Raw genomic sequence first — 23201 nt, 5'->3', positions numbered from 1 at the left:
CAGGCATTAATACTCAATGGAAAACCCGGCCTCATCAGCCGGGTTTTTTTTTGGTTTTTTATTGGCAACAGCCATTCCCTCCTCCCTTTTCACCACCGTCCGACCAGAAACCCGTTTCAGGGACTTGCGCTACCGGTATTATGGTATACCATCAGACGCACAGACACTCTCACCCTAAACGGAGCAGCTCATGAGTTTCGAAATCCGCAAGATCGTCAGCTATGTCGAAGAAACCTTTATCGAAGGCGGCAAGGCCACCGATAAGCCAGTGACCATGGTCGGCCTGGCCGTCGTGATGAAAAACCCTTGGCTGGGTCGCGGCTTTGTCGAAGACCTGAAACCGGAGATTCGTGCCAACTGCTCCGACCTCGGTGCACTGATGGTCGAGCGTCTGGTGGGCATCATCGGCGGCGCCGAGAAAATCGAAGCCTACGGCAAGGCCGCGGTGGTCGGCGCCGACGGTGAAATCGAACACGCTTCCGCCGTCATCCACACCCTGCGCTTTGGTAACCACTACCGTGAAGCGGTGAAAGCCAAGAGTTACCTGAGCTTCACCAACAAGCGCGGCGGCCCGGGCACCTCGATCCAGATCCCGATGATGCACAAGGACGACGAAGGCCTGCGTTCGCACTACATCACCCTGGAAATGCAAATCGAAGATGCACCGCGTGCCGACGAAATCGTGGTGGTACTGGGTTGCGCCGATGGCGGCCGCCTGCACCCACGCATCGGCAACCGTTACATCGATCTGGAAGAACTGGCTGCCGAGAACGCCCAGTAATCAAGGTCGGTAACAACAACAAAAAGGCATGCAGGAGCGCTCCATGATTCGGCTCACCGCTGAACTCACCCCGGCTGGCACCAGTTACCTGGCGACCGGCCAAGGCCAGCCCGTGGTTTTGATCCACGGCGTGGGCCTGAACAAAGAAATGTGGGGCGGCCAGGTCGTTGGCCTGGCCACGAAGTACCGCGTGATTGCCTACGACATGCTGGGCCACGGCGCCAGCCCGCGCCCGGAAAGCGGCACCCCCCTGCTCGGCTATGCCGACCAGTTGCTGGAGCTGCTCGATCACCTGCAAGTGCCTCAGGCGACGGTGATCGGCTTTTCCATGGGCGGGCTGGTCGCGCGGGCATTTGCCTTGCATTACCCGCAACGCCTGCAAGGTCTGGTGGTGCTCAACAGCGTGTTCAATCGCAGCCCCGAACAGCGTGCCGGCGTTATCGCCCGCACCGCTCAAGCGGCCGAGCACGGACCGGATGCCAACGCCGAAGCTGCCCTGTCGCGCTGGTTCAGCCGTGAATATCAGGCGGCCAACCCGGCGCAGATTGCGGCCTTGCGCCAAACCCTGGCAGACAATGACCCGCAGGGTTACCTGACCACCTATGAGCTGTTCGCAACCCAGGACATGTACCGCGCTGACGACTTGGGCAGCATCCAGGTGCCGACACTGATCGCCACCGGTGAACTGGACCCGGGTTCCACACCGGAAATGGCCGAGCAATTGGCCGCACGCATTCCCGGCGCGACAGTTGCCGTGCTCGCCGAGCAGCGGCATATGATGCCCGTAGAATCACCGCGCCTGGTCAACCAGCTGCTGCTGGAGTTTCTCGACACGGCGTACTCCCGACAAAACCAAATAAAGGGGATCGTTGCATGACACTCGCACGCTTCCAGATGTGCATCGGCGGTGAATGGGTCGATGCCCTGTCCGGCAAGACCTTTGAAAGCCTGAACCCGGCCCTGGCCCAAGCCTGGGCCGAACTGCCCGATGCCGACGAAGCCGACGTCGAACGCGCCGTACAGGCTGCGCAGACGGCTTTCGACAGCCCGGCCTGGCGCGGTCTGACCGCCACCGCCCGGGGCAAACTGCTGCGGCGTCTGGGCGATCTGATCGCTGAAAACAAGGAGCACCTGGCGCAGCTGGAAAGCCGTGACAACGGCAAGCTGATCCGCGAAACCCGTGGCCAGGTCAGCTACTTGCCGGAGTTCTTCCACTACACCGCGGGCCTGGCGGACAAACTCGAAGGCGGCACCCTGCCCCTCGACAAGCCGGACCTGTTTGCCTACACGGTGCACGAAGCCATGGGCGTGGTCGCCGCGATCATTCCCTGGAACAGCCCGCTGTACCTGACCGCGATCAAACTCGCCCCGGCCCTGGCGGCGGGCAATACCATCGTGATCAAACCGTCGGAGCACGCCTCCGCCACCATTCTCGAACTGGCCCGTCTGGCGCTGGAAGCCGGCATTCCGCCGGGCGTGGTCAACGTCGTTACCGGCTACGGCCCAAGCACTGGCGCGGCCCTGACCCGCCATCCGCTGATCCGCAAAATCGCCTTCACCGGCGGCGCCGCGACGGCACGGCACGTGGTGCGCAGCAGCGCCGAGAACTTCGCCAAGCTGTCGCTGGAACTGGGCGGCAAATCGCCGAACATTATCTTCGCCGATGCCGACCTCGACAGCGCAATCAACGGCGCGATTGCCGGGATCTACGCGGCCTCCGGTCAGAGTTGCGTTTCCGGTTCTCGATTGTTGGTGCAGGACGAAATCTACGATGAGTTCGTCGATCGTTTGGTCGAACGCGCCAAACGCATCCGCATCGGCAACCCGCAGGAAGACAGCAGCGAAATGGGCCCGATGGCCACCGCGCAGCAACTGGCCGTGGTCGAAGGCCTGGTCGCCGACGCCATCGCCGAAGGTGCGCGCCTGCGCCTGGGCGGCAAGCGTCCGCAGAATCTGGGCGATGGCTGGTTCTACGAGCCGACCTTGTTCGAATGCGACCGCAACTCGATGAAGATCATGCAGGAAGAAGTCTTCGGTCCGGTGGCCTCGGTGATTCGCTTCAAGGATGAAGCCGAAGCGTTGGCGATTGCCAACGACTCGCAGTTCGGCCTCGCCGCCGGCATCTGGACTCGCGATCTGGGCCGCGCTCATCGACTGGCCCGGGACGTGCGCTCCGGGATCATCTGGGTCAACACCTACCGCGCCGTGTCGGCCATGGCACCAATCGGCGGCTTCAAGAACAGCGGCTATGGACGCGAGAGCGGCATCGATTCGGTGCTGGCCTACACCGAGCTGAAAACGGTGTGGATCAACCTTTCCCAGGCGCCCATGCCTGATCCGTTTGTGATGCGCTAGGAGATTGACGAAATGATCGAACCCGGCATTTACAAAGACGTCATGAGCTCGTTCCCCTCCGGGGTCACAGTGGTCACCACCCTGGACCCGGACGGCGGCATCGTCGGCATTACCGCCAGCGCATTCAGTGCGCTGTCGATCGATCCGGCACTGGTGCTGTTCTGCCCCAACTATGCCTCTGACACGTACCCGATCCTGCGCGACAGCAAGCAGTTCGCGATTCACTTGCTGTCCGCCGACCAGACCGCCGAAGCCTATGCGTTTGCCGGTAAAGGCAAAGACAAGGCCAATGGCATCGACTGGCACTTGAGCGCGCTGGGCAATCCGCTGCTGGGCAACGCTACGGCGATCATTGAGTGCGAACTGTGGCGCGAATACGACGGCGGTGACCACGCGATCATCGTCGGCGCGGTGAAGAACCTGATTCTGCCCGAGCAACCGGTGACGCCGATGATCTATCACAAAGGCAAGCTGGGCCCCCTGCCCACCCTGGCCTGATATTTTTCTTTTGGGCGCAGGTCCATGTGGGAGCGAGCCTGCTCGCGATGACGGCGGCACATTCAACATCAATGTGACTGACACACCGCTATGGCGAGCAGGCTCGCTCCCACATAGAGCGCCCCCACTTTCTTGGGAGCCGGTATGAACCCAGCAGCTTCGCAACTGTTCCGTCAGCAGGCCTATATCGACGGCCAATGGCTGGATGCCCCGGGCGGCGCTTGTCAGGACATCTTCAACCCGGCCACCGGCGAGCTGATCGGCCGGGTGCCGAACCTGGGCGCCGAGCACGCTCGTAAGGCCATCGCCGCCGCCAACAAGGCCTGGCCGGCCTGGCGTGCGCTGACCGCCAAAGAACGCAGCCAGACGCTGAAACGCTGGCACGCGCTGATGATTGAGAATGCCGATGCGCTGGCAGAAATCCTCACCCTCGAACAAGGCAAGCCACTGGCCGAAGCCAAAGGTGAAATCCTCTACGCCGCAAGCTTTATCGAGTGGTTCGCCGAAGAAGCCAAGCGCATCTACGGCGACACCATTCCCAGCCACAAAGGCGATGCGCGCATCGTCGTTAGTAAAGAACCGATCGGTGTCGTCGCGGCCATCACGCCGTGGAATTTTCCCGCCGCGATGATCACCCGCAAGGCCGGCCCTGCGCTCGCTGCCGGTTGTCCGTGCATTGTTAAACCGGCACCGGAAACGCCGTTTTCGGCATTGGCCATGGCCGCGTTGGCTGAACAGGCCGGCATTCCGCCGGGCATTTTCAATGTGATCACCGGCGACGCGGTGGCCATCGGTGGCGAACTGACCGCCAGTCCGCTGGTGCGCAAACTGTCGTTTACCGGCTCGACCGCTATTGGCAAATTGCTGATGGCGCAGTGCGCGCCGACGCTGAAAAAAGTCTCGCTGGAACTGGGGGGCAATGCGCCCTTCATCGTGTTCGACGACGCCAACCTGGAGCGTGCCGTAGAGGGTGCGCTGATTGCCAAATTCCGCAACGCCGGGCAGACCTGCGTGTGCGTCAATCGCTTCCTGGTGCAGGACGGCATTCACGACGCCTTCGTCGCTCGCCTGGCCGAGCGGGTCAAGCAACTGCACGTCGGCAGCGGCTTCGACACCGGCGTGAATCAAGGCCCGCTGATCAACGATCGCGCCGTGGCCAAAGTCGAAGACCATGTTCAGGACGCGCTCGCTCAGGGTGCGCAACTGCTCTGCGGCGGTGAACGTCATGCGCTGGGGCACGGGTTCTTCCAGCCGACGGTGCTGGCCGGCGTGACCGCTTCGATGAAAGTCGCCCAAGACGAAACCTTTGGTCCTCTGGCAGCCGTGTTCCGCTTCGAGACTGAAGCCGAGGCGATCCACATGGCCAACGACACTGAATTCGGCCTCGCCGCCTATTGCTTCACCCGCGATCTCGGTCGCGCGTGGCGCATGAGTGAAGCGCTGGAGTATGGCATGGTCGGGATCAACGAAGGGCTGATTTCCACCGAAGTCGCGCCCTTTGGCGGCATCAAATCCTCGGGCCTGGGCCGTGAAGGCTCCAAGTACGGCATCGAGGATTATCTGGAACTCAAATACACCCTGATGGGCGGGCTGGACGACTTCGGGAGCACACCGCGATGAGCAACGAGAAATATAAAGAGGGGCTGAAAATCCGCACCCAGGTGCTGGGCGAAGCCTACGTGAAACGCTCCATCGAGAACGCCGACGACTTCACCCGGCCACTGCAGGAAATGGTCACCGAGTACTGCTGGGGCCATGTCTGGGGCCGTGAGGGTTTGTCGCTTAAAGAGCGCAGCATGATAAACTTGGCCATGATTTCGGCCCTCAATCGGCCTCACGAACTCAAGCTGCATGTACGCGGCGCCTTGCGTAACGGACTGACTCGTGAACAAATACGCGAAATTCTGCTTCAGGTCGGTATTTATTGCGGTGTCCCCGCTGCCGTAGACAGTTTCCGGCTCGCCCGTGAAGCGTTCGCCGAAGCCGATGCCGAGGCCTCCAGTTAACCCTTGGCTGTTTGACCTGACCGAGCACAGAGATTCTTGCGATCGAAGTGCTCTTTTTGCATGGACAGCCACATTCAGAGCGGACCCCATGAAACGCCTGCCACTCGACGACAGCTTCAAGGTCAATCGCAACCCCGTTACCCTGCGCGAAATCGTGCTGGATAAACTGCGAAGCGCCATCATGAACTTCCAGCTCATGCCGGGAGACCGCTTGGTCGAACGCGATTTGTGTGATCGCCTGGGCGTCAGCCGCACGTCCGTACGCGAGGCCTTGCGTCACCTGGAATCCGAAGGCCTGGTGGAATTCGCCGATGCCAAAGGGCCCAGTGTCGCCATCATTACCCTGGCCGATGCCGTCGATATCTACGAACTGCGTTGCGTGCTCGAGGGTTTGATCGTCCAACTGTTTACCCTGCGTGCCAAGGCCAAGGACATCAAGGCCCTGGAAAAAGCCCTGGAGGAAAACCGCAAGGCCCTCAAGGAAGGTGAACTGCAACAGGTCATCGACTCGGTTCAGGGTTTCTACGATGTCCTGCTCGAAGGCTCCGGCAACCATGTGGCGGCCACTCAGCTGCGCCAGTTGCAGGCACGAATCAGCTACTTGCGGGCGACATCGGTGTCCCAGGAAAACCGTCGTGGCGCCAGCAATCAGGAAATGGAACGCATGGTCGCGGCCATCAAGAGCGGCGATCCGCTGGCCGCCCATCAGGCGTGTGTCGACCACGTCCGCGCCGCCGCAGCCGTCGCTCTGGATTACCTCAAGCGCAAACAGGAGGAGACCGGAAAAATCCCCGACATCACCCTGCCGATCGCGCTTAAAGAACCGCGCATAGGTCGCTAAAGATGTTCAGCCCGAGCTTTTGTCCAAAGTGCGGCGGCAATGACCTCAGGTCTCAGCTGCCGCCGGGCGATACGCACGAGCGCCTGATGTGCCGCGGCTGCGGCTACATCCATTACGTCAATCCGAAAATCATTGCCGGCTGCATCATCGAGCAGGACGGCAAGTATTTGCTGTGTCAGCGCGCCATCCCGCCGCGTCCTGGCACCTGGACGCTGCCGGCCGGCTTCATGGAAGGCGGCGAGACCACCGAGCAGGCGGCGCTGCGCGAGGTCTGGGAAGAGAGCGGCGTGCGCGCGGAAATTCTCTCGCCCTACTCGATCTTCAGCGTGCCGAAGATCAGCGAGGTGTACATCATCTTCCGCGCCATCGCCCTGGAGATCACCGGCCAGTACGGGCCGGAAACCCTCGACTACAAATTCTTCGCACCCGAGGACATCCCTTGGGACAGCATCTACTACCCGGCGATCCGGCAGATCCTCGAACGCTATATCGAGGAACGCCAGGCCGGTGTGTATGGCATCTACATCGGCAACGACGACACCGGCAAGATCCACTTTATTCGCTGAGTCTGGCTCAGGGCGCCACGCCCTCGACAATGATGATCTGGGCCCGGGCCACGCCCTCGCGGTGCCGTTTCGCTTCTTGATATTCCTCCGACTGGTAGCAGGCCAGCGCCTGTTCGTACGAGTCGAATTCAATCACCACGTTGCGCTGCGGCGTGGGCCCGCCTTCCAGCGCTTCGCTGCGCCCGCCACGGGCCAACATCCGCCCGCCATACAACGCGAAGGCCGCTGGCGCCCGCTGGGTGTATTGGCTGTATTGATCGGGGTCGGTGACATCTACATGAGCAATCCAGTACGCCTTCATAGTGACCTCTCGGTTTATTTTGTATTATGGTATACCACAAAATAATTCAACCAAACACTGAGAATCCCAGCATGGCCTTCAACAGCATCGAAGAAATTATCGAAGACTATCGACAAGGCAAGATGGTGCTCCTGGTCGATGACGAGGATCGGGAAAACGAAGGCGACCTGCTGCTGGCCGCCGATTGCTGCACGGCCGAGGCGATCAGCTTCATGGCCCGGGAAGCTCGCGGCCTGATCTGCCTGACCTTGACCGACGACCACTGTCAGCGCCTCGGGCTGGAACAGATGGTGCCGAGCAATGGCAGCGTGTTCAGCACAGCGTTTACCGTGTCCATCGAGGCCGCCGTCGGCGTGACCACCGGCATTTCCGCCGCCGACCGGGCGCGTACCGTGGCAGCCGCGGTCGCCGTTAATGCCGGGCCCACCGATCTCGTGCAACCCGGTCATATTTTTCCACTGCGTGCCAAGGAAGGCGGCGTGCTGACCCGCGCCGGTCATACCGAGGCCGGTTGCGACCTGGCACGCCTGGCCGGCTTTACCCCGGCCTCGGTGATCGTCGAAGTGATGAACGATGACGGCACCATGGCCCGCCGCCCGGACCTGGAAGTGTTCGCGCGCAAGCATGGGATCAAGATCGGCACCATCGCCGACCTGATCCACTATCGCCTCAGCACCGAACACACGGTGGTGCGGATCGGTGAACGTGAACTGCCTACGGTGCATGGCACCTTCCGGCTGATCACCTTTGAAGACCGCATCGAAGGCGGCGTCCACATGGCAATGGTCATGGGCAAGTTGCACCGCGACGAGCCGACGCTGGTGCGCGTGCATGTGATCGATCCGCTGCGCGATCTGGTCGGCGCCGAATACAGCGGGCCGTCAAACTGGACGTTGTGGGCGGCGTTGCAGCGAGTCGCCGAGGAAGGTCGCGGCGTGGTGGTGGTGCTCGCCAATCATGAGTCATCGCAAGCGCTGCTGGAGCGTGTGCCGCAGCTGACCCAGCCGCCACGGCAATTCAGCCGTTCGCAATCGCGCATCTATTCTGAAGTGGGTACCGGTGCGCAGATTCTGCAGGATCTGGGCGTGGGCAAGCTGCGCCATCTTGGTCCTCCGCTGAAATACGCGGGTTTGACCGGTTACAACCTGGAAGTCGTGGAAAGTATCCCTTTCACCGAATGATTCCTGGCTTCTTTCTATAAACGTGAAGGCCACTACCCGTGGCCTGACGGTAAAAAAAACCTTTTTTGGCTGATAGCCGGTAAGGCAAAGTGCTTGCACAAAGTTTGGAATACCATAATATGATATTCCATAGACCGGATGCTTCAGCCAAGTGCGCCCGACAGGGAAAGCACCAATAACAGCCCTTGGCACGGTCGCCTTTAGAGGCCAGATAGACCTACTGCTCCCGATAGGCGGGCATTACCAAGCCCGCTCAAAAACACAACAAATGAGGGCGTGAAAATGGTGTTGAACAAACGTGCAACCGCAGTACTGTTCGCCGGCTTACTGGCCACGGCCAGTCACGTGGCAATGGCGGCTGAAAGCGTCAACTTCGTCAGTTGGGGCGGCAGCACCCAGGATGCACAAAAGCAGGCCTGGGCCGATCCGTTCAGCAAAGCCAGCGGCATCACCGTGGTTCAGGATGGCCCGACCGACTACGGCAAACTCAAAGCCATGGTCGAAAGCGGCAACGTGCAGTGGGACGTCGTCGATGTCGAAGCCGACTTCGCCCTGCGCGCCGCCTCCGAAGGCCTCCTTGAACCCCTCGACTTCACGGTCATTCAGCGCGATAAAATCGACCCGCGGTTTGTCTCTGATCACGGCGTAGGCTCGTTCTTCTTCTCCTTCGTCCTCGGCTACAACGAGAGCAAGCTCGGCGCCAGCAAACCTCAGGACTGGTCCGCGCTGTTCGACACCAAGACCTACCCCGGTAAACGCGCCCTCTACAAATGGCCAAGCCCAGGCGTGCTTGAACTGGCCCTGCTGGCCGATGGCGTAGCCGCCGACAAGCTCTACCCGCTGGACCTGGATCGCGCCTTCAAGAAACTCGACACCATCAAGAAAGACATCGTCTGGTGGGGCGGCGGCGCCCAGTCGCAACAGTTGCTGGCCTCTGGCGAAGCCAGCATGGGGCAATTCTGGAACGGCCGGATCCACGCCCTGCAAGAAGACGGCGCACCCGTGGGCGTGAGCTGGAAACAGAACCTGGTCATGGCTGACATTCTGGTCGTGCCTAAAGGGACAAAAAACAAGGCTGCGGCCATGAAGTTCCTGGCCAACGCCAGCAGCGCCAAAGGACAAGCTGACTTCTCCAACCTGACCGCCTATGCGCCGGTCAACGTCGACAGCGTGGCCCGCCTGGATTCGGTACTGGCCCCTAACCTGCCGACTGCCTACGCTAAGGATCAGATCACTCTTGATTTCGCGTACTGGGCCAAAAACGGTCCGGCCATCGCGACACGGTGGAACGAATGGCTGGTCAAATGAAAATGACGGTAACCGCGTCCCGTCAACCCACGCAGGTCGGGAGCGCCACGGGCGCTGCCGGCTCGGCACTCGGCAAGGCGGCTACGATGAACCAATCCCCTTCCCTGGCACAGCGCTGGCGCGGCGCAAGCAACCTGATCCCCGCCCTGCTGTTCCTCGGCCTGTTTTTTCTGGCACCGCTGATCGGGCTTCTGCTGCGTGGTGTGCTGGAGCCGGTACCGGGACTGGGCAACTACGAGCAGCTGTTCGCCAACTCGGCGTATGCGCGGGTATTGCTCAACACCTTCTCGGTGGCGGGACTGGTGACATTGTTCAGCCTGCTGCTCGGCTTTCCACTGGCCTGGGCCATCACCCTGGTGCCCCGTGGCTGGGGGCGCTGGATCCTCAACATCGTGCTGCTGTCGATGTGGACCAGCCTCCTCGCCCGCACCTATTCCTGGCTGGTGTTGCTGCAAGCGTCCGGGGTGATCAACAAGGCGTTGATGGCGATGGGCATCATCGATCAGCCGCTGGAGATGGTGCATAACCTCACCGGCGTGGTGATCGGCATGAGCTACATCATGATCCCGTTCATCGTGCTGCCACTGCAGGCGACCATGCAGGCCATCGACCCGATGATCCTGCAGGCCGGTTCCATTTGCGGCGCGAGCCCCTGGACCAACTTCTTCCGGGTGTTCCTGCCGCTGTGCCGGCCGGGGTTGTTCTCCGGTGGCCTGATGGTGTTCGTGATGTCGCTCGGTTACTACGTCACCCCGGCACTGCTGGGTGGTGCGCAGAACATGATGCTGCCCGAGTTCATCATTCAGCAGGTGCAGTCGTTCCTCAATTGGGGCCTGGCCAGCGCCGGCGCCGCGTTGTTGATCGTCATTACGCTGGTGTTGTTCTACTTCTACCTGAAGCTCCAGCCGGAATCCCCGGTTGGCGCCAGCAACGCGAGGTAAGCCGTCATGCTCCTGACCCCCAATGCCATGAGCCGGCGCATGCGCTTCGGCCTGTACTTCACGACCGGATTGATCGCGCTGTTTCTGTTGCTGCCGATCGTATTCATCGTGCTGCTGTCCTTCGGTTCCTCCCAGTGGCTGGTGTTCCCGCCGCCGGGCTGGACGCTGAAATGGTACGGCCAGTTCTTCTCCAACGCCGACTGGATGAACGCGGCGCTGGCCAGCCTCAAGGTTGCGGTGCTGACCACCTTCTTCGCCGTGGCGCTGGGTTTGCCCACCGCTTTTGCACTGGTGCGTGGGCGCTTCCCGGGACGGGAGATGCTTTACGGTCTGTTCACCCTGCCGATGATCGTGCCGCTGGTGATTATCGCGGTGGCGGTGTACGCGCTGTTTCTGAAACTGGGCTACACCGGGACGATGTTCGCCTTCGTCGTGAGCCACGTCATTGTTGCGTTGCCGTTCACCATCATCTCGATCATCAACTCGCTGAAGCTGTTCGATCAGTCGATTGAAGATGCCGCGGTGATCTGCGGCGCCTCACGCTTGCAAGCGGTGTTCAAGGTGACCTTTCCGGCGATTCGTCCGGGCATGGTGGCCGGCGCGCTGTTTGCGTTCCTGGTTTCCTGGGATGAAGTGGTGCTGAGCGTGATGATGGCCAGCCCGACCCTGCAAACCCTTCCCGTGAAAATGTGGACCACCCTGCGCCAGGACCTGACGCCCGTGATCGCCGTCGCCTCGACGCTGCTGATCGGCCTCTCGGTACTGGTCATGGTGATCGCCGCCGCCCTTCGCCGGCGCAATGAAATCAGCGCCTGAGCGCCCAGGAGTACGACATGAGTGCAGTGATCAAAGATTCCGCGCATCAGAACGACCAACCGTTGGTTAGTCTGCGCAACCTGAACAAGTACTACGGTGACTTTGCCGCCGTGGACGACATCTCGCTGGACATCAAGGACGGCGAATTCCTAACGTTCCTTGGCTCCAGCGGCTCAGGTAAAAGTACAACGCTGTCGATGCTGGCCGGCTTCGAAACCCCGAGCAGCGGCGAGATCCTGGTCAATGGCCAATCGCTGGTCAACGTGCCGCCGCACAAGCGTGACATCGGCATGGTGTTTCAGCGTTACTCGTTGTTCCCGCACCTGTCGGTACGCGACAACATCGCGTTCCCATTGGCCATTCGCAAACTGGCCACCGCCGAGCGCGAGCGCCGGGTCGATGCGATGCTCAAACTGGTGCAGCTTGAGCAATTTGCGCATCGCCGCCCTTCGCAACTGTCCGGCGGCCAGCAGCAACGTGTAGCGATTGCTCGGGCGTTGGTATATGAACCACGCATTCTGCTGATGGACGAACCGCTCGGTGCTCTGGACAAGAAACTGCGTGAAGACTTGCAGGATGAACTGCGTCAACTGCATCGGCGTCTGGGCATCACCATCGTCTATGTGACCCACGACCAGGAAGAAGCCATGCGCCTGTCCCAGCGCATCGCGATTTTCAGCCACGGCAAGATCGTCGGCCTGGGCAGCGGTTTTGACCTGTACCAGAATCCGCCGAATGCCTTTGTTGCTTCATTCCTGGGTAACTCGAACTTCCTCAAGCTCAAGGCTCAGGGCAATGCAGTGGCTTCGTTTGAAGGGCAATCGTTGTCGATTCGCCTGACTGCAGGTTTGCAAACTGATCAGGATGTGCTGCTGATGGTGCGTCCGGAAAAAGCGCTAGCCTTGAGTGTTGAACAATCCGCTCAAGAACCCTTGGCGGCGGGCTGGAATGAAGTCTCGGCGATAGTGGGTGAGGTGCTGTTCCTCGGTGAAAGCCAGACCTGCACGGTGAAAACCCTGGGCGGCACTTCGATGACCGTCAAGGCGCTCTCCGCCGCCGGCATGCCGCTGAAGACTGGCGATCCTGTGCGTGTGCGTTGGGCTACTGCGGATGCATGTGTGTATACCGAATGGGCTGAGAGTGATTTGAACAAGGCTGCTGGGGCTCATTGATTTGGCGCCGGTCCATGCCAGTGGGCCGTGATTCATCTGTCACCCTCGGGTCGCTGCAACGTCGGGTTGTGGCGGCCTTTTTTTTGCTTTTTGGTTGGGGGTACACGATTAAATCACCCAGGCCGACTATCAGGCCGCCCTCTCATAATTTCCTCCCAGTTAAAAAACTTTCACAAAACCCCTAGACGCCACGCACCCATTTCCCCTATAAAGCCATCAACAGGAATAATTTATTCCCCACAAGAAAACGCGCTCATGGATGAGCCTGCTGTCCGCTGACACTTTTTTCGCTATGCGATGAGCTGCCGCCATCATCCCGAGGACGTGTCATGCAACACGAAAAAAACCATTTCATCATCAAGATCACCTGTCCCGCAGTGTCCGGCATCGTCGCTGCCGTCACCACCTACCTGGCGGACAACAGTTGCTACATCGGGGAGATGGCGCAATTCGACGACGACTTCAGCGGCCGGTTTTTCATGCGTGCGGTGTTCCGCTTCAACGACGGCCATCAGGGCGACATTCAACAGATCAAGGACGGCTTCGCCGACGTCGCCAAGGCGTTCGAGATGACCTGGGAATTGCACGACACCCGCGAGCCGATGCGTGTGCTGCTGATGGTCAGCAAGTTCGACCACTGCCTGACCGACCTGCTCTATCGCTACCACAAGGGCGAGATGGACATGACCATCACCGCCATCGTCTCCAACCACCTCGACTTGCGGCCCATGGCCGAACGCGAGGGCATTCGCTTCATCTACTTGCCGGTGACGAAGGAAACCAAGGCCCGACAGGAAGCCGAACTGATGAAGATCGTCGACGACACCGGCACCGAACTGGTGGTGTTGGCGCGCTACATGCAGATCCTCTCCGATGACCTGTGCAAGCAACTCTCGGGGCGGGCGATCAACATTCACCATTCGTTCTTGCCCGGCTTCAAAGGAGCCAAGCCTTATCACCAGGCCTACCAGCGCGGCGTGAAACTGATCGGCGCCACCGCCCATTACGTCACCAGCGACCTCGACGAGGGACCGATCATTGAGCAGGAAGTACAGCGGGTCGATCACGTCTACCTGCCCGACGACCTGGTCGCCACCGGCCGTGACACCGAAACCGTGGCCCTGTCCAAGGCGGTCAAGTACCACCTGGAACACCGGGTTTTCCTCAACCAGGACAGAACGGTGATCTTCCGGTGAACGCACACAAACTGATCGACGGAAAGGCTACCGCCGCCCGCGTCCTGGTGCAGGTCCGCAAGGACGTGGAGCGCCTGCGCGAGCAAGACATTCAACCGGCACTGGCGGTGATTCTGGTGGGCAGCGACCCTGCCAGCCAGGTCTACGTGCGAAACAAGATCCTGCGCGCCGAAGAGGTGGGTATCCGCTCGCTGGAACATCGGCTGTCCACGGACACCAGCACTGAACAGTTACTCATCTTGATCGCCCGACTGAATGCCGATCGCTCGATCCACGGCATTCTTCTGCAGCTGCCGCTGCCTTCGCATATCGACGAATTACGCGCACTGGAGGCTATCGCTCCGGACAAGGATGTAGACGGGTTCCACAGTCAGAACGTCGGCGGTCTCAGCCAGGGTCGCACGGTACTCGCGCCCTGCACCCCCAGTGGTTGTTTGTATTTGCTGGAACAAACCTGCGGCGATCTGCGCGGCAAGCACGCAGTGGTGATCGGTCGCTCGAACATCGTCGGCAAACCCATGGCCGCGTTGTTGCTGCAAGCCGACTGCTCAGTGACCGTCCTGCATTCGCGCAGCCCGGATCCGCAGGCTCTGTGCCGGCAGGCAGACATCGTCATCGCCGCCGTGGGGCGCCCAAGGCTGATCGACGCCAGTTGGCTGAAGTCAGGCGCAGTGGTGATCGACGTCGGCATCAACCGCATCGAAGACGATGGCCGCAGCCGTCTGGTGGGCGATGTCGACTTCGACAGCGCCCTGCCCCACGTCGCGGCGATCACCCCGGTACCTGGTGGTGTCGGGCCGATGACCATCGCCTTTCTGATGAAAAACACTGTCACCGCAGCCCTTGCGCAACACCAGGCTCAACGCAGCCAATCGGAGGCCCTATGCCATTCAATCTATTGAAATACGGGCTGAGTTCGGAGTACCCGGTGGAAGTGGATTTGCCGCCACCGAAGGAACTCAAGTCGAGTTATGACGTGGTGATCATCGGTGCCGGCGGCCACGGTCTGGCCACCGCTTACTACCTGGCCAAGTACCACGGCATCACCAACATCGCGGTGCTGGAAAAGTCCTATCTGGGCGGCGGCAATACCGCGCGCAACACCGCAGTGATCCGCTCCAATTACCTGACCAGCGAAGGCGTGCGCTTTTATGCCGAGTCGGTGCGGATGTTCCAGTCGCTGTCCAACGAATTCGATTTCAACATCATGTACTCCGAGCGCGGCCAACTGACCCTGGCTCACACCGATGCCACGGTGCGTTCGTTCCGTCAGCGCGCCGAGGTCAACAAACACTTCGGCGGCCGTACAGAGATGATCGACCGCCAGCAGATCCGCGAACTGGTGCCCAGCCTTAACCTCGATCCCGGCCACTTGCCAGTGATCGCCGGTCTGTGGCACATCGACGGCGCCACCGCGCGCCACGACGCCGTGGCCTGGGGTTACGCCAAGCAGGCGGCCAAGCGTGGCGTGGAAATCCATCAGCTGACCGAAGTCCAGGACCTGATCATCGAGAACGGCGCCATCACCGCCGTGAAAACCAATCGCGGCACCATCAAGTGCGGTTGTGCAGTGCAGGCGATTGCCGGACACAGTTCCTTGTTGATGGCCAAGGCCGGGATCCGTTCGCCGATCCAGACCTTTCCGCTGCAAGCGATGGTCACCCAGCCGTTCAAACCGTTTCTCGATCCGCTGGTGAGCTCCTCCGCCCTGCACTGCTATGTGCAGCAGACCGGCCGCGGTGAAGTGGTGTTCGGTGGCGGCTCCGATCCCTATCCACTGTTCAATACACGCTCGACGCTGGACCTCAAGGAAAGCTTGCTGGCCCATGCCATCGAGATGTTCCCGTTCCTGGCCAACGCCAAGCTGATGCGCCAATGGGCCGGTATCACCGACATGACCCCGGATTACAGCCCGATCATGGGCCTGTCGCCGGTGAAGAATTACTACCTCGACGCCGGCTGGGGCACCTGGGGCTTCAAGGCCACGCCGATCTGCGGCAAGACCATGGCAGAGTTGGTGGCCAGCGGCGGCAAGGTGCCGGATCTGATCAAACCTTTCGGCCTCGAACGTTTCTCGACCTTCCAGCAAGTCAACGAAATGGGCGCCACGGCGGCCAGTCACTGACGGAGAGCGGACTATGAAAATCATGAATTGCCCGCTCAACGGGCCGCGCAATATCAGCGAGTTCACCTATGGCGGTGAATTCAAGCCGATGCCTGACCCGGTCAGTTGCAGCGACGCCGAATGGGCCGACTACGTGTTCAACACCGACAACCTCGCCGGTGTGGTGCGCGAATGGTGGATGCACACGCCATCCAGCTACTGGTTTCTGGCGGAGCGGCACACCGTAACCGATGAAATCCTGCGCACCTTCGACCCCAAAGAACTGTTCACCGCCCGCGTCGACTTCAGCGTCGCCAAGGAGATCGCAGGATGAATCGCCTACCCGCCCCCATGGGCTTGCTGATCGACCGTGATCAGCCGCTGGATTTCAGCTTCGACGGCCACCGCTACCAAGGCTTGCAAGGCGACAGCATCGCCAGCGCCCTATTGGCCAATGGGCGTTTCCTGATCTCCCGTTCGTTCAAATACCATCGTCCGCGTGGCCCGCTGACCATGGCCGGCCAGGACGCCAACAGCCTGGTGCAGTTGCCCGAAGAGCCCAACGTACTGGCCGACGCACATGCGTTGTCCGCTGGGTTGCAGGTGACGGCGCAGAACGTCAACGGCTCGCTGGATAACGACAAGGACGCCTACCTCGGCAAGTTCTCGAAATTCATGCCGGTGGGTTTCTACTACCGTTCTTTCTACAAGCCCAAAGGCATGTGGAAAGTCTGGGAACCGATCATTCGCAAGAAGGCCGGCCTCGGTGTGCTCGACCTGACCTTCCGGCCCGAGTACTACGACAAGGCTTACCTTTTCACCGACCTGGCAGTCATCGGCGCAGGCCCCGCCGGGCTCCATGCGGCGCTGACGGCAGCCAACGCGGGGGCCAAGGTGTTGCTCATCGAGCAACAACCGGTGCTCGGCGGTTCGCTAACCTATGCCCGCTTCGATATCGAAGGCACCAGGGCTGAAAACCTGCGCCGCGAACTGCTCGCTGCGGTAGAGCAACACGCCAATATCCAGATCCTGACCGAAGCCACTTGCAACGCCTGGTTCACCGACAACTACCTGCCGGTGATTCAGGGCAAACGCATGTACAAGGTCCGCGCCCGCCAGTGCCTGGTGTGCAGCGGGGCCTTCGATCAACCGGTGATCTTTCGCAACAACGACCTGCCGGGCGTCATGCTGACCAGCGCCGCGCAACGACTGATGAAACTGTATGCGGTCAAACCCGGTAAACGCGCCGTGGTGCTGACAGGCAACGATGACGGTTACCTCGCCGCGCTGGATCTGCATGACCAGGGCGTGGAGGTCGTCGCGGTGGTGGACCTGCGCCATGGTCCTTCGGACGAATCCTTGCTGGGTGCACTGGCGCAACGCAAGATCTACCGTCAGAGCAACAGCACCGTCTATGAAGCCCAGCACGAGAAAGGCATGCGCCATATCAACGGCGTCGACGTGCGCAAGATCACCGCACAAGGCCAGGTCGCCGAGAGCGGGCAACATCTGGAGTGCGATTTACTGTGCATGTCCGCCGGTTACATGCCGGTCTATCAACTGCTGTGCCAGGCCGGCGGCAAACTGGCCTACGACGATCAGCGTGCCGAGTTCACTCTCAGCGGCCTGCCAAAGAATCTGAATGTCGCCGGCTCGGTCAACGGTCGTCACCAGCTGGATAACGTGATTGCCGATGGTGTGAATGCCGGTACCGAAGCCGCCCTCGCGCTGGGTCTGACAGTCGGTACGCAACGCGCGCCATTCAGCGGCGAGGCTCGGGTCAACTTTAATTGGCCAATCTTCCCGCATCCCAAAGGCAAGGACTTCGTCGACTTCGACGAGGATCTGCAAGTAGCCGACATCGTCAACGCCACCCGGATCGGTTATCGCGACGTGCAACTGGTCAAGCGCTACTCCACCGTCGGCATGGGCCCGTCTCAAGGTCGTCACTCGGCGCTGCCGACCGCGCGATTGGTGGCCTGGGCCACCCAACGCAACATCAGTGAAACCGGCGTGACCACCGCACGACCACCGTTTGTGGCTGAAAAGCTGGCGCATGTCGCCGGTCGCGCGTTCGACCCGTACCGGCAAACGCCGATGCACGCACGTCACCTGCAAGCCGGGGCGAAGATGATGCCTGCGGGCATCTGGCAACGCCCGGCCTACTACGGCAACGCGAAGGATCGCGAGGCGTGCATGCAGGCTGAAGCCCTGCACGTGCGCAACAAGGTCGGCATCATCGATGTCTCGACCCTCGGTGGCCTTGATGTGCGCGGCCCGGATGCGGCCGAACTGCTCAATCGGATGTACACGTTCGCCTTTCTCAAGCAGCCGATCGGCCGCTCCCGTTATGCGCTGATGACCAATGAGCACGGCGTGGTGATCGACGACGGTGTCTGCGCGCGGTTTGCCGAGAACCATTTCTACGTCACCGCCACCACCAGCGGTGTCGACCGGATCTATCAGCAAATGCTTAAGTGGAACGCGCAATGGCGCCTCGACGTGGATGTCGCCAACGTCACTGCGGCCATTTGTGCAGTCAACGTCGCCGGGCCGGACTCGCGCAAGGTGCTGGAACAGGTCTGCACCGACCTCGACCTGAGCGCCGATGCCTTCCCTTATCTGGGCGTTCGCCAGGGCACCGTGGCCGGCATCAAGGCCCGGTTGTTGCGAGTCGGTTTTGTCGGCGAACTGGGCTATGAAATCCACGTACCCGCGCGTCATGGGCTCAAGCTCTGGGACGCACTGATTGAGGCCGGCAAAGCACATGACATCCGCCCCTTCGGCGTCGAAACCCAGCGCCTGCTGCGTCTGGAAAAAGGCCACGTGATCATCAGTCAGGACACTGACGGCATGACCCACCCGGCGGAAATCGACATGGGCTGGGCGATCAGCCGCACCAAGCCGTTCTTCGTCGGCCGCCGCTCGGTAGACATCCTCGAAGCCCAGCCACTGAAACGCAAACTGGTGGGTTTCAGCCTGCCCAAAGGCAGCCTGCAACCGCTGGAAGGCCATCTGGTGCTGAACGGCCCCGACATCAGCGGCAACGTCACCTCCTGCGAATATTCCGCCTCCCTGGGCAAGATCATTGGCCTGGCCTACGCCGGCATCGATCAGAGCACGCCAGGGCAACGGATTCCGATCCGCGTCGAAGGCGGCATCGTGGTCCAGGCCGAGGTGGTGCAGTTGCCCTTCTTCGATCCCGATAACCAACGCCAGGAGCTTTGACTCATGACCAGTCTGAGAGAACAACACAGCATCCCTCGGCAAGCCCTGGCACCGATGCCAGGGTGCCGCCTGGCGGACCTGACTGACCTGCCGCGAGTCGGTTTCCGCGGCGCCCACAGTGCCGCGTACCTGCGCAGCCGCGGCTTCGTCCTGCCGGATGCGCCCAACCGTGCGGTGATTCAAGCCGACGGCAGTCAGGTGGCGCGGCTGTCGCAGACCGAATACCTGCTGCTCGGCAGCCCAGAGGATCAAGGCCAACGAATGGCGGATGAAGAGGCACGCTGGGAACTTGATCATCAAGCCAACTATCTGCTGCCTCGGCAGGACAGCCATGCCTGTTTTCAGCTGACGGGGGATCATCTGAGCGAAGTGTTGGCCAAGCTCTGCGGGGTTGACCTGAGCCCTCAGGCGTTCGGCCCGGGAGCGGTGGCCCAGACGTCGGCGGCACGCATCAACGTGATCGTGATCAATTCCGGCACCGTGCAGCAGGCGAGCTTGCACATCCTTTGTGACCGGGCGTCGCGGGAGTATTTTCGGGGGGCGTTGGAGGATGCAATGCAGGAGTATTCAGGTCTGGCTACCGCTGTGAAAACGCGCTGACTCTGCCGTCCTACTGGTCATGACTGCTGAGACGAAATTCCGTTCCAAGCATGCATGGGCAGATGCCGACAGTGATGGCAATGCCGCTTGTAAATGTCACGCACAAAAAAACGCCACTCATTGAGTGGCGTTTTTTTGTGGATCCTGGAGCAGGAACGGACTCAATTCTGAGGGGGTCTATAACAGTCAGCGGCAAGTACTTTCGCAAGTGTGTGATTTCCCCGGCCTTAATGACAAACAGGAAATTACAGATGGAGCGGTTGTTCGGTCAGAGCGCCGGAGCCGTAGAGCTTAGCTATTTGGGATGTCTAGGTTCGCTCTAAACCGGATAGACCAAAACACGTTACCATTGCCGACTCAGAAGCATTGGAGACTACACGTGAGAAAGCCCCCTATGAAAATCATCATCGAAGAATGGGATGGTGACGGTGCTATTCGAATTCCCGATGAAGCGTTGCAGGAGTTGGAGCTGGATGTCGGCGACTCTGTGTATCTGATAGAAGAATTTGTCGGCAACACGCGCTGCCTGGTCCTATCAAAAAAGCCTCAAATCACAGATCGGATAGACGAGCTCACTGAAGCCTGGAATAGCGAACCGCGCGGCAGCCTCGAAGACTAATGAGGAAGGCATAAAATGCTTCGCTGAACCGGTACATCAGGCTGAACTTCAGAGTCCTCCGCCAAGCCGCAAACGCATACCTGGACACATCACCTGAAGGCGCAAGATCGAGCCGGGCTTAAGCCCGAAGGAGCGACCTCTCCATTGACGTTACTTCACACCACAGCTTAGCTATGGCTGCCATGCGAAAGGAACGCGAATCGAATCACCATATCCTGTGGGGCTATGTGATTGCAGATTGAATCCGAATGCCAGTTTCAATTCACTCGGTTGCGCCCGCTGCGCTTGGCTTGATAGAGGGCATCATCGGCACGAGTCAGAAGGCTTTCCACATCGTCACCCGCTATGGCGAGGGCGACACCAAGGGACGCAGTTACAGTGTCCAGCACCTCATCCGTGCCACGAACCTTGATCCGCAGCGCCTGAATTTTCAGGCGCAGCTGCTCAGCAAAAGTATGAGCACTGGTGAGATCAAAACACTCTTGCAGGACTACACAGAACTCTTCACCACCATAGCGTGCCGCCAGGGCCTGAGACGGGATTGAGTTCCGTAACACCTGACCGACATGTTCAAGTACGCGGTCGCCCAAAGGATGGCCATACCGGTCATTGAACTGCTTGAAATGATCAATATCCAACATGACCAATGCCACCCCATGAGGAGCGTTGATCAATGCATGCTCCAGCAAGCGAGTGAAGGTAGCCCGGTTCAACACCTTAGTCAGACCATCCAAAGATGCAGCCAGTTGGGCTCGCTCGAGCTTGTCTCTCAGACTCATAATTTCATTTTGCGCTGAGTGCAGCTGGGAGAGGAAAAGCGCTTGCTGATCCTGCATGACCTGGGTGCTCTGTTGCAGCTCGCTCAGAATGGCGGGCAATCTCTGATCGACCGGCTCCGCGAGCATTTCCATGCAATGGCCAAGACTGGCTTGAAAGTTGACACTGCCATTCACACTACGCGAGACATTACGCTCCATGTCGTCAACCAGATTGATCGCTTGTTGTTGCCCTGCGCGTGCCTCTTCCAATTCGTCACGAATGATGTAGTCACGAAAAAGCTTCGTAGCAGATTCTGGAGGGAAACAGTCGAAGTCTTTGACCACCCTGTCCAGATGGCGATTAAGCTCTGGCTCCTGACCTTTGCTGTAGGTGTACCAGAGAGCATAGTGCACGGGGTTTGGTGGAATGTTGTGACGCACCATCAGTGGTACGGCCTGCTTCAGCAGAGCCGCCGCCTCGCGGGAGTCCTCTGGATACAGCGTTAGGGCAGTCGCACGCGTCTCTGATTGGCTCATAACGTCACTGTGGTTGGTTTTTATTGGCATATATGAAGTCGGGAGGCAGCATATCCTTACGTACACCAAGCAGCCATACATAAAGTATGCCTACTCCCTGTTGGACTAGCTATAGACCGAACTCTCGCGTTCAAGTCGATCCAGCCATAGATATCCACGTAGAGGTCAACACCAATGATCAGCACGCCGGAAATCAAAAAGGGATCGTAGCTTTGTATTCTCTCACTGCCTGCGTTTCTGTCGATTACGGAATCATCCCAGGCATGTACCCAATTTGACACGATCGCCGCGTTGGAAGAAATTGATGATTCGCCTCTTCTCCTCGACCTGAAATCCTGTGGCTGTATCTGCAGCCCAAATTTTCAACACGATCGATTGGATGTTCCCCCCGACCTAGGGCCCAGTCGATTACTGGGTGCCTGGTTTCCTAATAGGAGTGACAAATTGCTGACTCGGCCCGACAAAGATGCGCTACGTGCGATGCTGGAATCGCAAGTACAAGAAAAGCTACAGCACGACCCTGACGTGGTAACGACTTATGCAGCACAGCCTGAACCCGAACGAAAGCCATACACCAGTAAGCCCACGGTTCAGGACAAGGCATTTCACAAGGAGCTCGAGCAGATGCGCGCGGACGCTGAAGCTGGAGTGATTCATAAGCCGAAGCGCGAACCTGAGGACGGAGGCGTGTCTAGCCTTGCGCTGGATGATTATCCGAATTTGTAAAACGTACCGCCGAGAGGCTATCAGGTGTGGGACGGCTTGGTGCCAGCTCTAGATCATTGGTGACCCCGCATCCATGGTGGGCCTATTCAATCAAGCGAGCACTTTTATTGCTTCACGCATAAAAATCTCAACGGTCTTAGGGCCCATCCCATCGAATTCTTTTAATCGTTTTTCGACATCACGGTGATCGCCACTCACCTTGAAGATATTTCCTACCTTTCCAGACTATTCGTCGTCGATCCTGCACAAGCAGCGTCGAACTCTTTCAACTGATCAGGTAAGAGCATTAGGTCGATAACTGTCCTTCTTGACGAGCAGCAATCGGCCGTGGCGGCTAACTTCATCTCAGCCCGCAAAGTTCGCGGATCTGTCGCTTCGTCCTGGCCATCGCCCATGACACACGCTAAAGCGGTGTGGCCATGAGTTTCATAATTTTTAAGGCTTGCTTAAGGACTTTAAAGGTCGCCGGCGGACAGACTTTCCCTAACGATCAGGAGAGCCGCACAAGGGCAGAAAATTTCCAGTGATTTGCATGTCGGCACACTGGGATGAAGCCACACTGGCCGAATCCAGCCGCTATGAGCCCATCGAATGCTTGCGTAAACCCTTCAGCGGCGATGCCTTGCTGAGCGCCGTCGAGTTTGCGCTGCGATGTGAGCGATGAACA

Annotated in this window: 24 protein-coding genes and 1 pseudogene; 22 read left to right on the top strand and 3 right to left on the bottom strand. The window is 59.7% G+C overall.

The annotated features are described in order from the left end of the window. Positions 1–190 precede the first annotated feature (190 nt). The 8 genes from JFU47_RS00345 (at position 191) to JFU47_RS00310 (ending at position 7047) form a co-directional block, all read left to right on the top strand. Entirely contained in the window at positions 191–781 is a 591-nt protein-coding gene (locus tag JFU47_RS00345) for an amino acid synthesis family protein (protein ID WP_003182108.1), read from the top strand. A gap of 43 nt (positions 782–824) precedes the next feature. Continuing rightward, positions 825–1658 carry an alpha/beta fold hydrolase gene (locus tag JFU47_RS00340; protein WP_201180149.1) on the top strand — a complete coding sequence of 278 codons (834 nt, stop codon included), beginning with the start codon at positions 825–827 and terminating at the stop codon, positions 1656–1658. Then, the gene (locus JFU47_RS00335) at positions 1655–3136 is read left to right on the top strand and encodes an aldehyde dehydrogenase (RefSeq protein ID WP_033057762.1); all 1482 of its coding nucleotides are present in this window, start codon (positions 1655–1657) and stop codon (positions 3134–3136) included. The genes JFU47_RS00340 and JFU47_RS00335 overlap by 4 nt, the downstream gene beginning before the upstream one ends. A gap of 12 nt (positions 3137–3148) precedes the next feature. Then, positions 3149–3634: a flavin reductase family protein gene (locus JFU47_RS00330; protein ID WP_046049785.1), complete on the top strand. Its 486-nt coding sequence runs from the start codon at positions 3149–3151 to the stop codon at positions 3632–3634. Between the two features lie 144 nt (positions 3635–3778). After that, a complete protein-coding gene (locus tag JFU47_RS00325; protein ID WP_201180148.1) occupies positions 3779–5254 on the top strand; it encodes an NAD-dependent succinate-semialdehyde dehydrogenase in 1476 nt (491 codons plus the stop codon). Beyond that, positions 5251–5640 (top strand): carboxymuconolactone decarboxylase family protein, encoded by a 390-nt coding sequence (locus JFU47_RS00320; protein ID WP_140682312.1) that lies wholly within the window; start codon positions 5251–5253, stop codon positions 5638–5640. Before JFU47_RS00325 ends, JFU47_RS00320 begins: the two co-directional genes overlap by 4 nt. 88 nt (positions 5641–5728) lie before the next feature. Next, positions 5729–6481 (top strand): GntR family transcriptional regulator, encoded by a 753-nt coding sequence (locus tag JFU47_RS00315; protein WP_201180147.1) that lies wholly within the window; start codon positions 5729–5731, stop codon positions 6479–6481. A gap of 2 nt (positions 6482–6483) precedes the next feature. Then, complete coding sequence (locus tag JFU47_RS00310; protein WP_019690464.1) at positions 6484–7047, top strand: NUDIX hydrolase; 564 nt, start codon at positions 6484–6486, stop codon at positions 7045–7047. A gap of 7 nt (positions 7048–7054) precedes the next feature. Here the strand turns inward: JFU47_RS00310 and JFU47_RS00305 are convergent, their stop codons facing one another. Further along, complete coding sequence (locus JFU47_RS00305) at positions 7055–7348, bottom strand: DUF1330 domain-containing protein (RefSeq protein WP_033057753.1); 294 nt, start codon at positions 7346–7348, stop codon at positions 7055–7057. A gap of 71 nt (positions 7349–7419) precedes the next feature. Here JFU47_RS00305 and ribBA point away from each other — a divergent pair, with 71 nt between their 5' ends. The 12 genes from ribBA (at position 7420) to JFU47_RS00245 (ending at position 20513) form a co-directional block, all read left to right on the top strand. Next, positions 7420–8529: a bifunctional 3,4-dihydroxy-2-butanone-4-phosphate synthase/GTP cyclohydrolase II gene (gene ribBA / locus JFU47_RS00300; protein WP_201180146.1), complete on the top strand. Its 1110-nt coding sequence runs from the start codon at positions 7420–7422 to the stop codon at positions 8527–8529. 282 nt (positions 8530–8811) lie between these two features. Further along, the gene (locus tag JFU47_RS00295) at positions 8812–9837 is read left to right on the top strand and encodes an ABC transporter substrate-binding protein (protein WP_123368010.1); all 1026 of its coding nucleotides are present in this window, start codon (positions 8812–8814) and stop codon (positions 9835–9837) included. Next, positions 9834–10778, top strand: coding sequence for an ABC transporter permease (locus JFU47_RS00290; RefSeq protein ID WP_201180145.1), 945 nt, complete (start codon positions 9834–9836; stop codon positions 10776–10778). Before JFU47_RS00295 ends, JFU47_RS00290 begins: the two co-directional genes overlap by 4 nt. A gap of 6 nt (positions 10779–10784) precedes the next feature. Beyond that, positions 10785–11594 carry an ABC transporter permease gene (locus JFU47_RS00285; protein ID WP_059404770.1) on the top strand — a complete coding sequence of 270 codons (810 nt, stop codon included), beginning with the start codon at positions 10785–10787 and terminating at the stop codon, positions 11592–11594. A gap of 17 nt (positions 11595–11611) precedes the next feature. Further along, on the top strand, positions 11612–12766 hold the full coding sequence (locus tag JFU47_RS00280; RefSeq protein ID WP_201180144.1) for an ABC transporter ATP-binding protein: 1155 nt from the start codon (positions 11612–11614) through the stop codon (positions 12764–12766). Positions 12767–13095: 329 nt separating this feature from the next. Beyond that, positions 13096–13962: a formyltetrahydrofolate deformylase gene (gene purU / locus JFU47_RS00275; RefSeq protein ID WP_123366043.1), complete on the top strand. Its 867-nt coding sequence runs from the start codon at positions 13096–13098 to the stop codon at positions 13960–13962. Continuing rightward, positions 13959–14864, top strand: a complete 906-nt coding sequence (folD, locus tag JFU47_RS00270; RefSeq protein ID WP_140683848.1) for a bifunctional methylenetetrahydrofolate dehydrogenase/methenyltetrahydrofolate cyclohydrolase FolD — start codon at positions 13959–13961, stop codon at positions 14862–14864. Before purU ends, folD begins: the two co-directional genes overlap by 4 nt. After that, entirely contained in the window at positions 14846–16087 is a 1242-nt protein-coding gene (locus JFU47_RS00265; protein WP_201180143.1) for an FAD-dependent oxidoreductase, read from the top strand. Before folD ends, JFU47_RS00265 begins: the two co-directional genes overlap by 19 nt. A gap of 13 nt (positions 16088–16100) precedes the next feature. Next, positions 16101–16400, top strand: a complete 300-nt coding sequence (locus tag JFU47_RS00260) for a sarcosine oxidase subunit delta (protein WP_140683846.1) — start codon at positions 16101–16103, stop codon at positions 16398–16400. Then, on the top strand, positions 16397–19294 hold the full coding sequence (locus JFU47_RS00255; protein ID WP_201180142.1) for a 2Fe-2S iron-sulfur cluster-binding protein: 2898 nt from the start codon (positions 16397–16399) through the stop codon (positions 19292–19294). The genes JFU47_RS00260 and JFU47_RS00255 overlap by 4 nt, the downstream gene beginning before the upstream one ends. Before the next feature lie 3 nt (positions 19295–19297). Then, positions 19298–19894, top strand: a complete 597-nt coding sequence (locus tag JFU47_RS00250; protein WP_140683842.1) for a sarcosine oxidase subunit gamma — start codon at positions 19298–19300, stop codon at positions 19892–19894. A gap of 394 nt (positions 19895–20288) precedes the next feature. Then, entirely contained in the window at positions 20289–20513 is a 225-nt protein-coding gene (locus tag JFU47_RS00245; RefSeq protein WP_207202827.1) for an AbrB/MazE/SpoVT family DNA-binding domain-containing protein, read from the top strand. Between the two features lie 257 nt (positions 20514–20770). Here the strand turns inward: JFU47_RS00245 and JFU47_RS00240 are convergent, their stop codons facing one another. Further along, positions 20771–21808 carry a GGDEF domain-containing protein gene (locus tag JFU47_RS00240; protein ID WP_185049265.1) on the bottom strand — a complete coding sequence of 346 codons (1038 nt, stop codon included), beginning with the start codon at positions 21806–21808 and terminating at the stop codon, positions 20771–20773. 444 nt (positions 21809–22252) lie between these two features. Between JFU47_RS00240 and JFU47_RS00235 the strand changes: the two genes are divergently transcribed. Continuing rightward, positions 22253–22534 (top strand): hypothetical protein, encoded by a 282-nt coding sequence (locus JFU47_RS00235; protein WP_140682411.1) that lies wholly within the window; start codon positions 22253–22255, stop codon positions 22532–22534. Between the two features lie 90 nt (positions 22535–22624). Here the strand turns inward: JFU47_RS00235 and JFU47_RS33420 are convergent. Next, positions 22625–22756 (bottom strand): annotated as a pseudogene (locus JFU47_RS33420) (DNA methylase); the annotation flags it as partial. A 310-nt stretch (positions 22757–23066) separates the two neighbouring features. Here JFU47_RS33420 and JFU47_RS33250 point away from each other — a divergent pair. Then, the gene (locus JFU47_RS33250) at positions 23067–23198 is read left to right on the top strand and encodes a hypothetical protein (RefSeq protein ID WP_274609972.1); all 132 of its coding nucleotides are present in this window, start codon (positions 23067–23069) and stop codon (positions 23196–23198) included. The last annotated feature ends 3 nt before the right edge of the window (positions 23199–23201 follow it).

The organism is Pseudomonas sp. TH39(2020) (genome assembly GCF_016650715.1).
Lineage (GTDB): Bacteria > Pseudomonadota > Gammaproteobacteria > Pseudomonadales > Pseudomonadaceae > Aquipseudomonas > Aquipseudomonas mandelii_C.
This window is presented reverse-complemented; position numbering and strand designations above follow the sequence as displayed.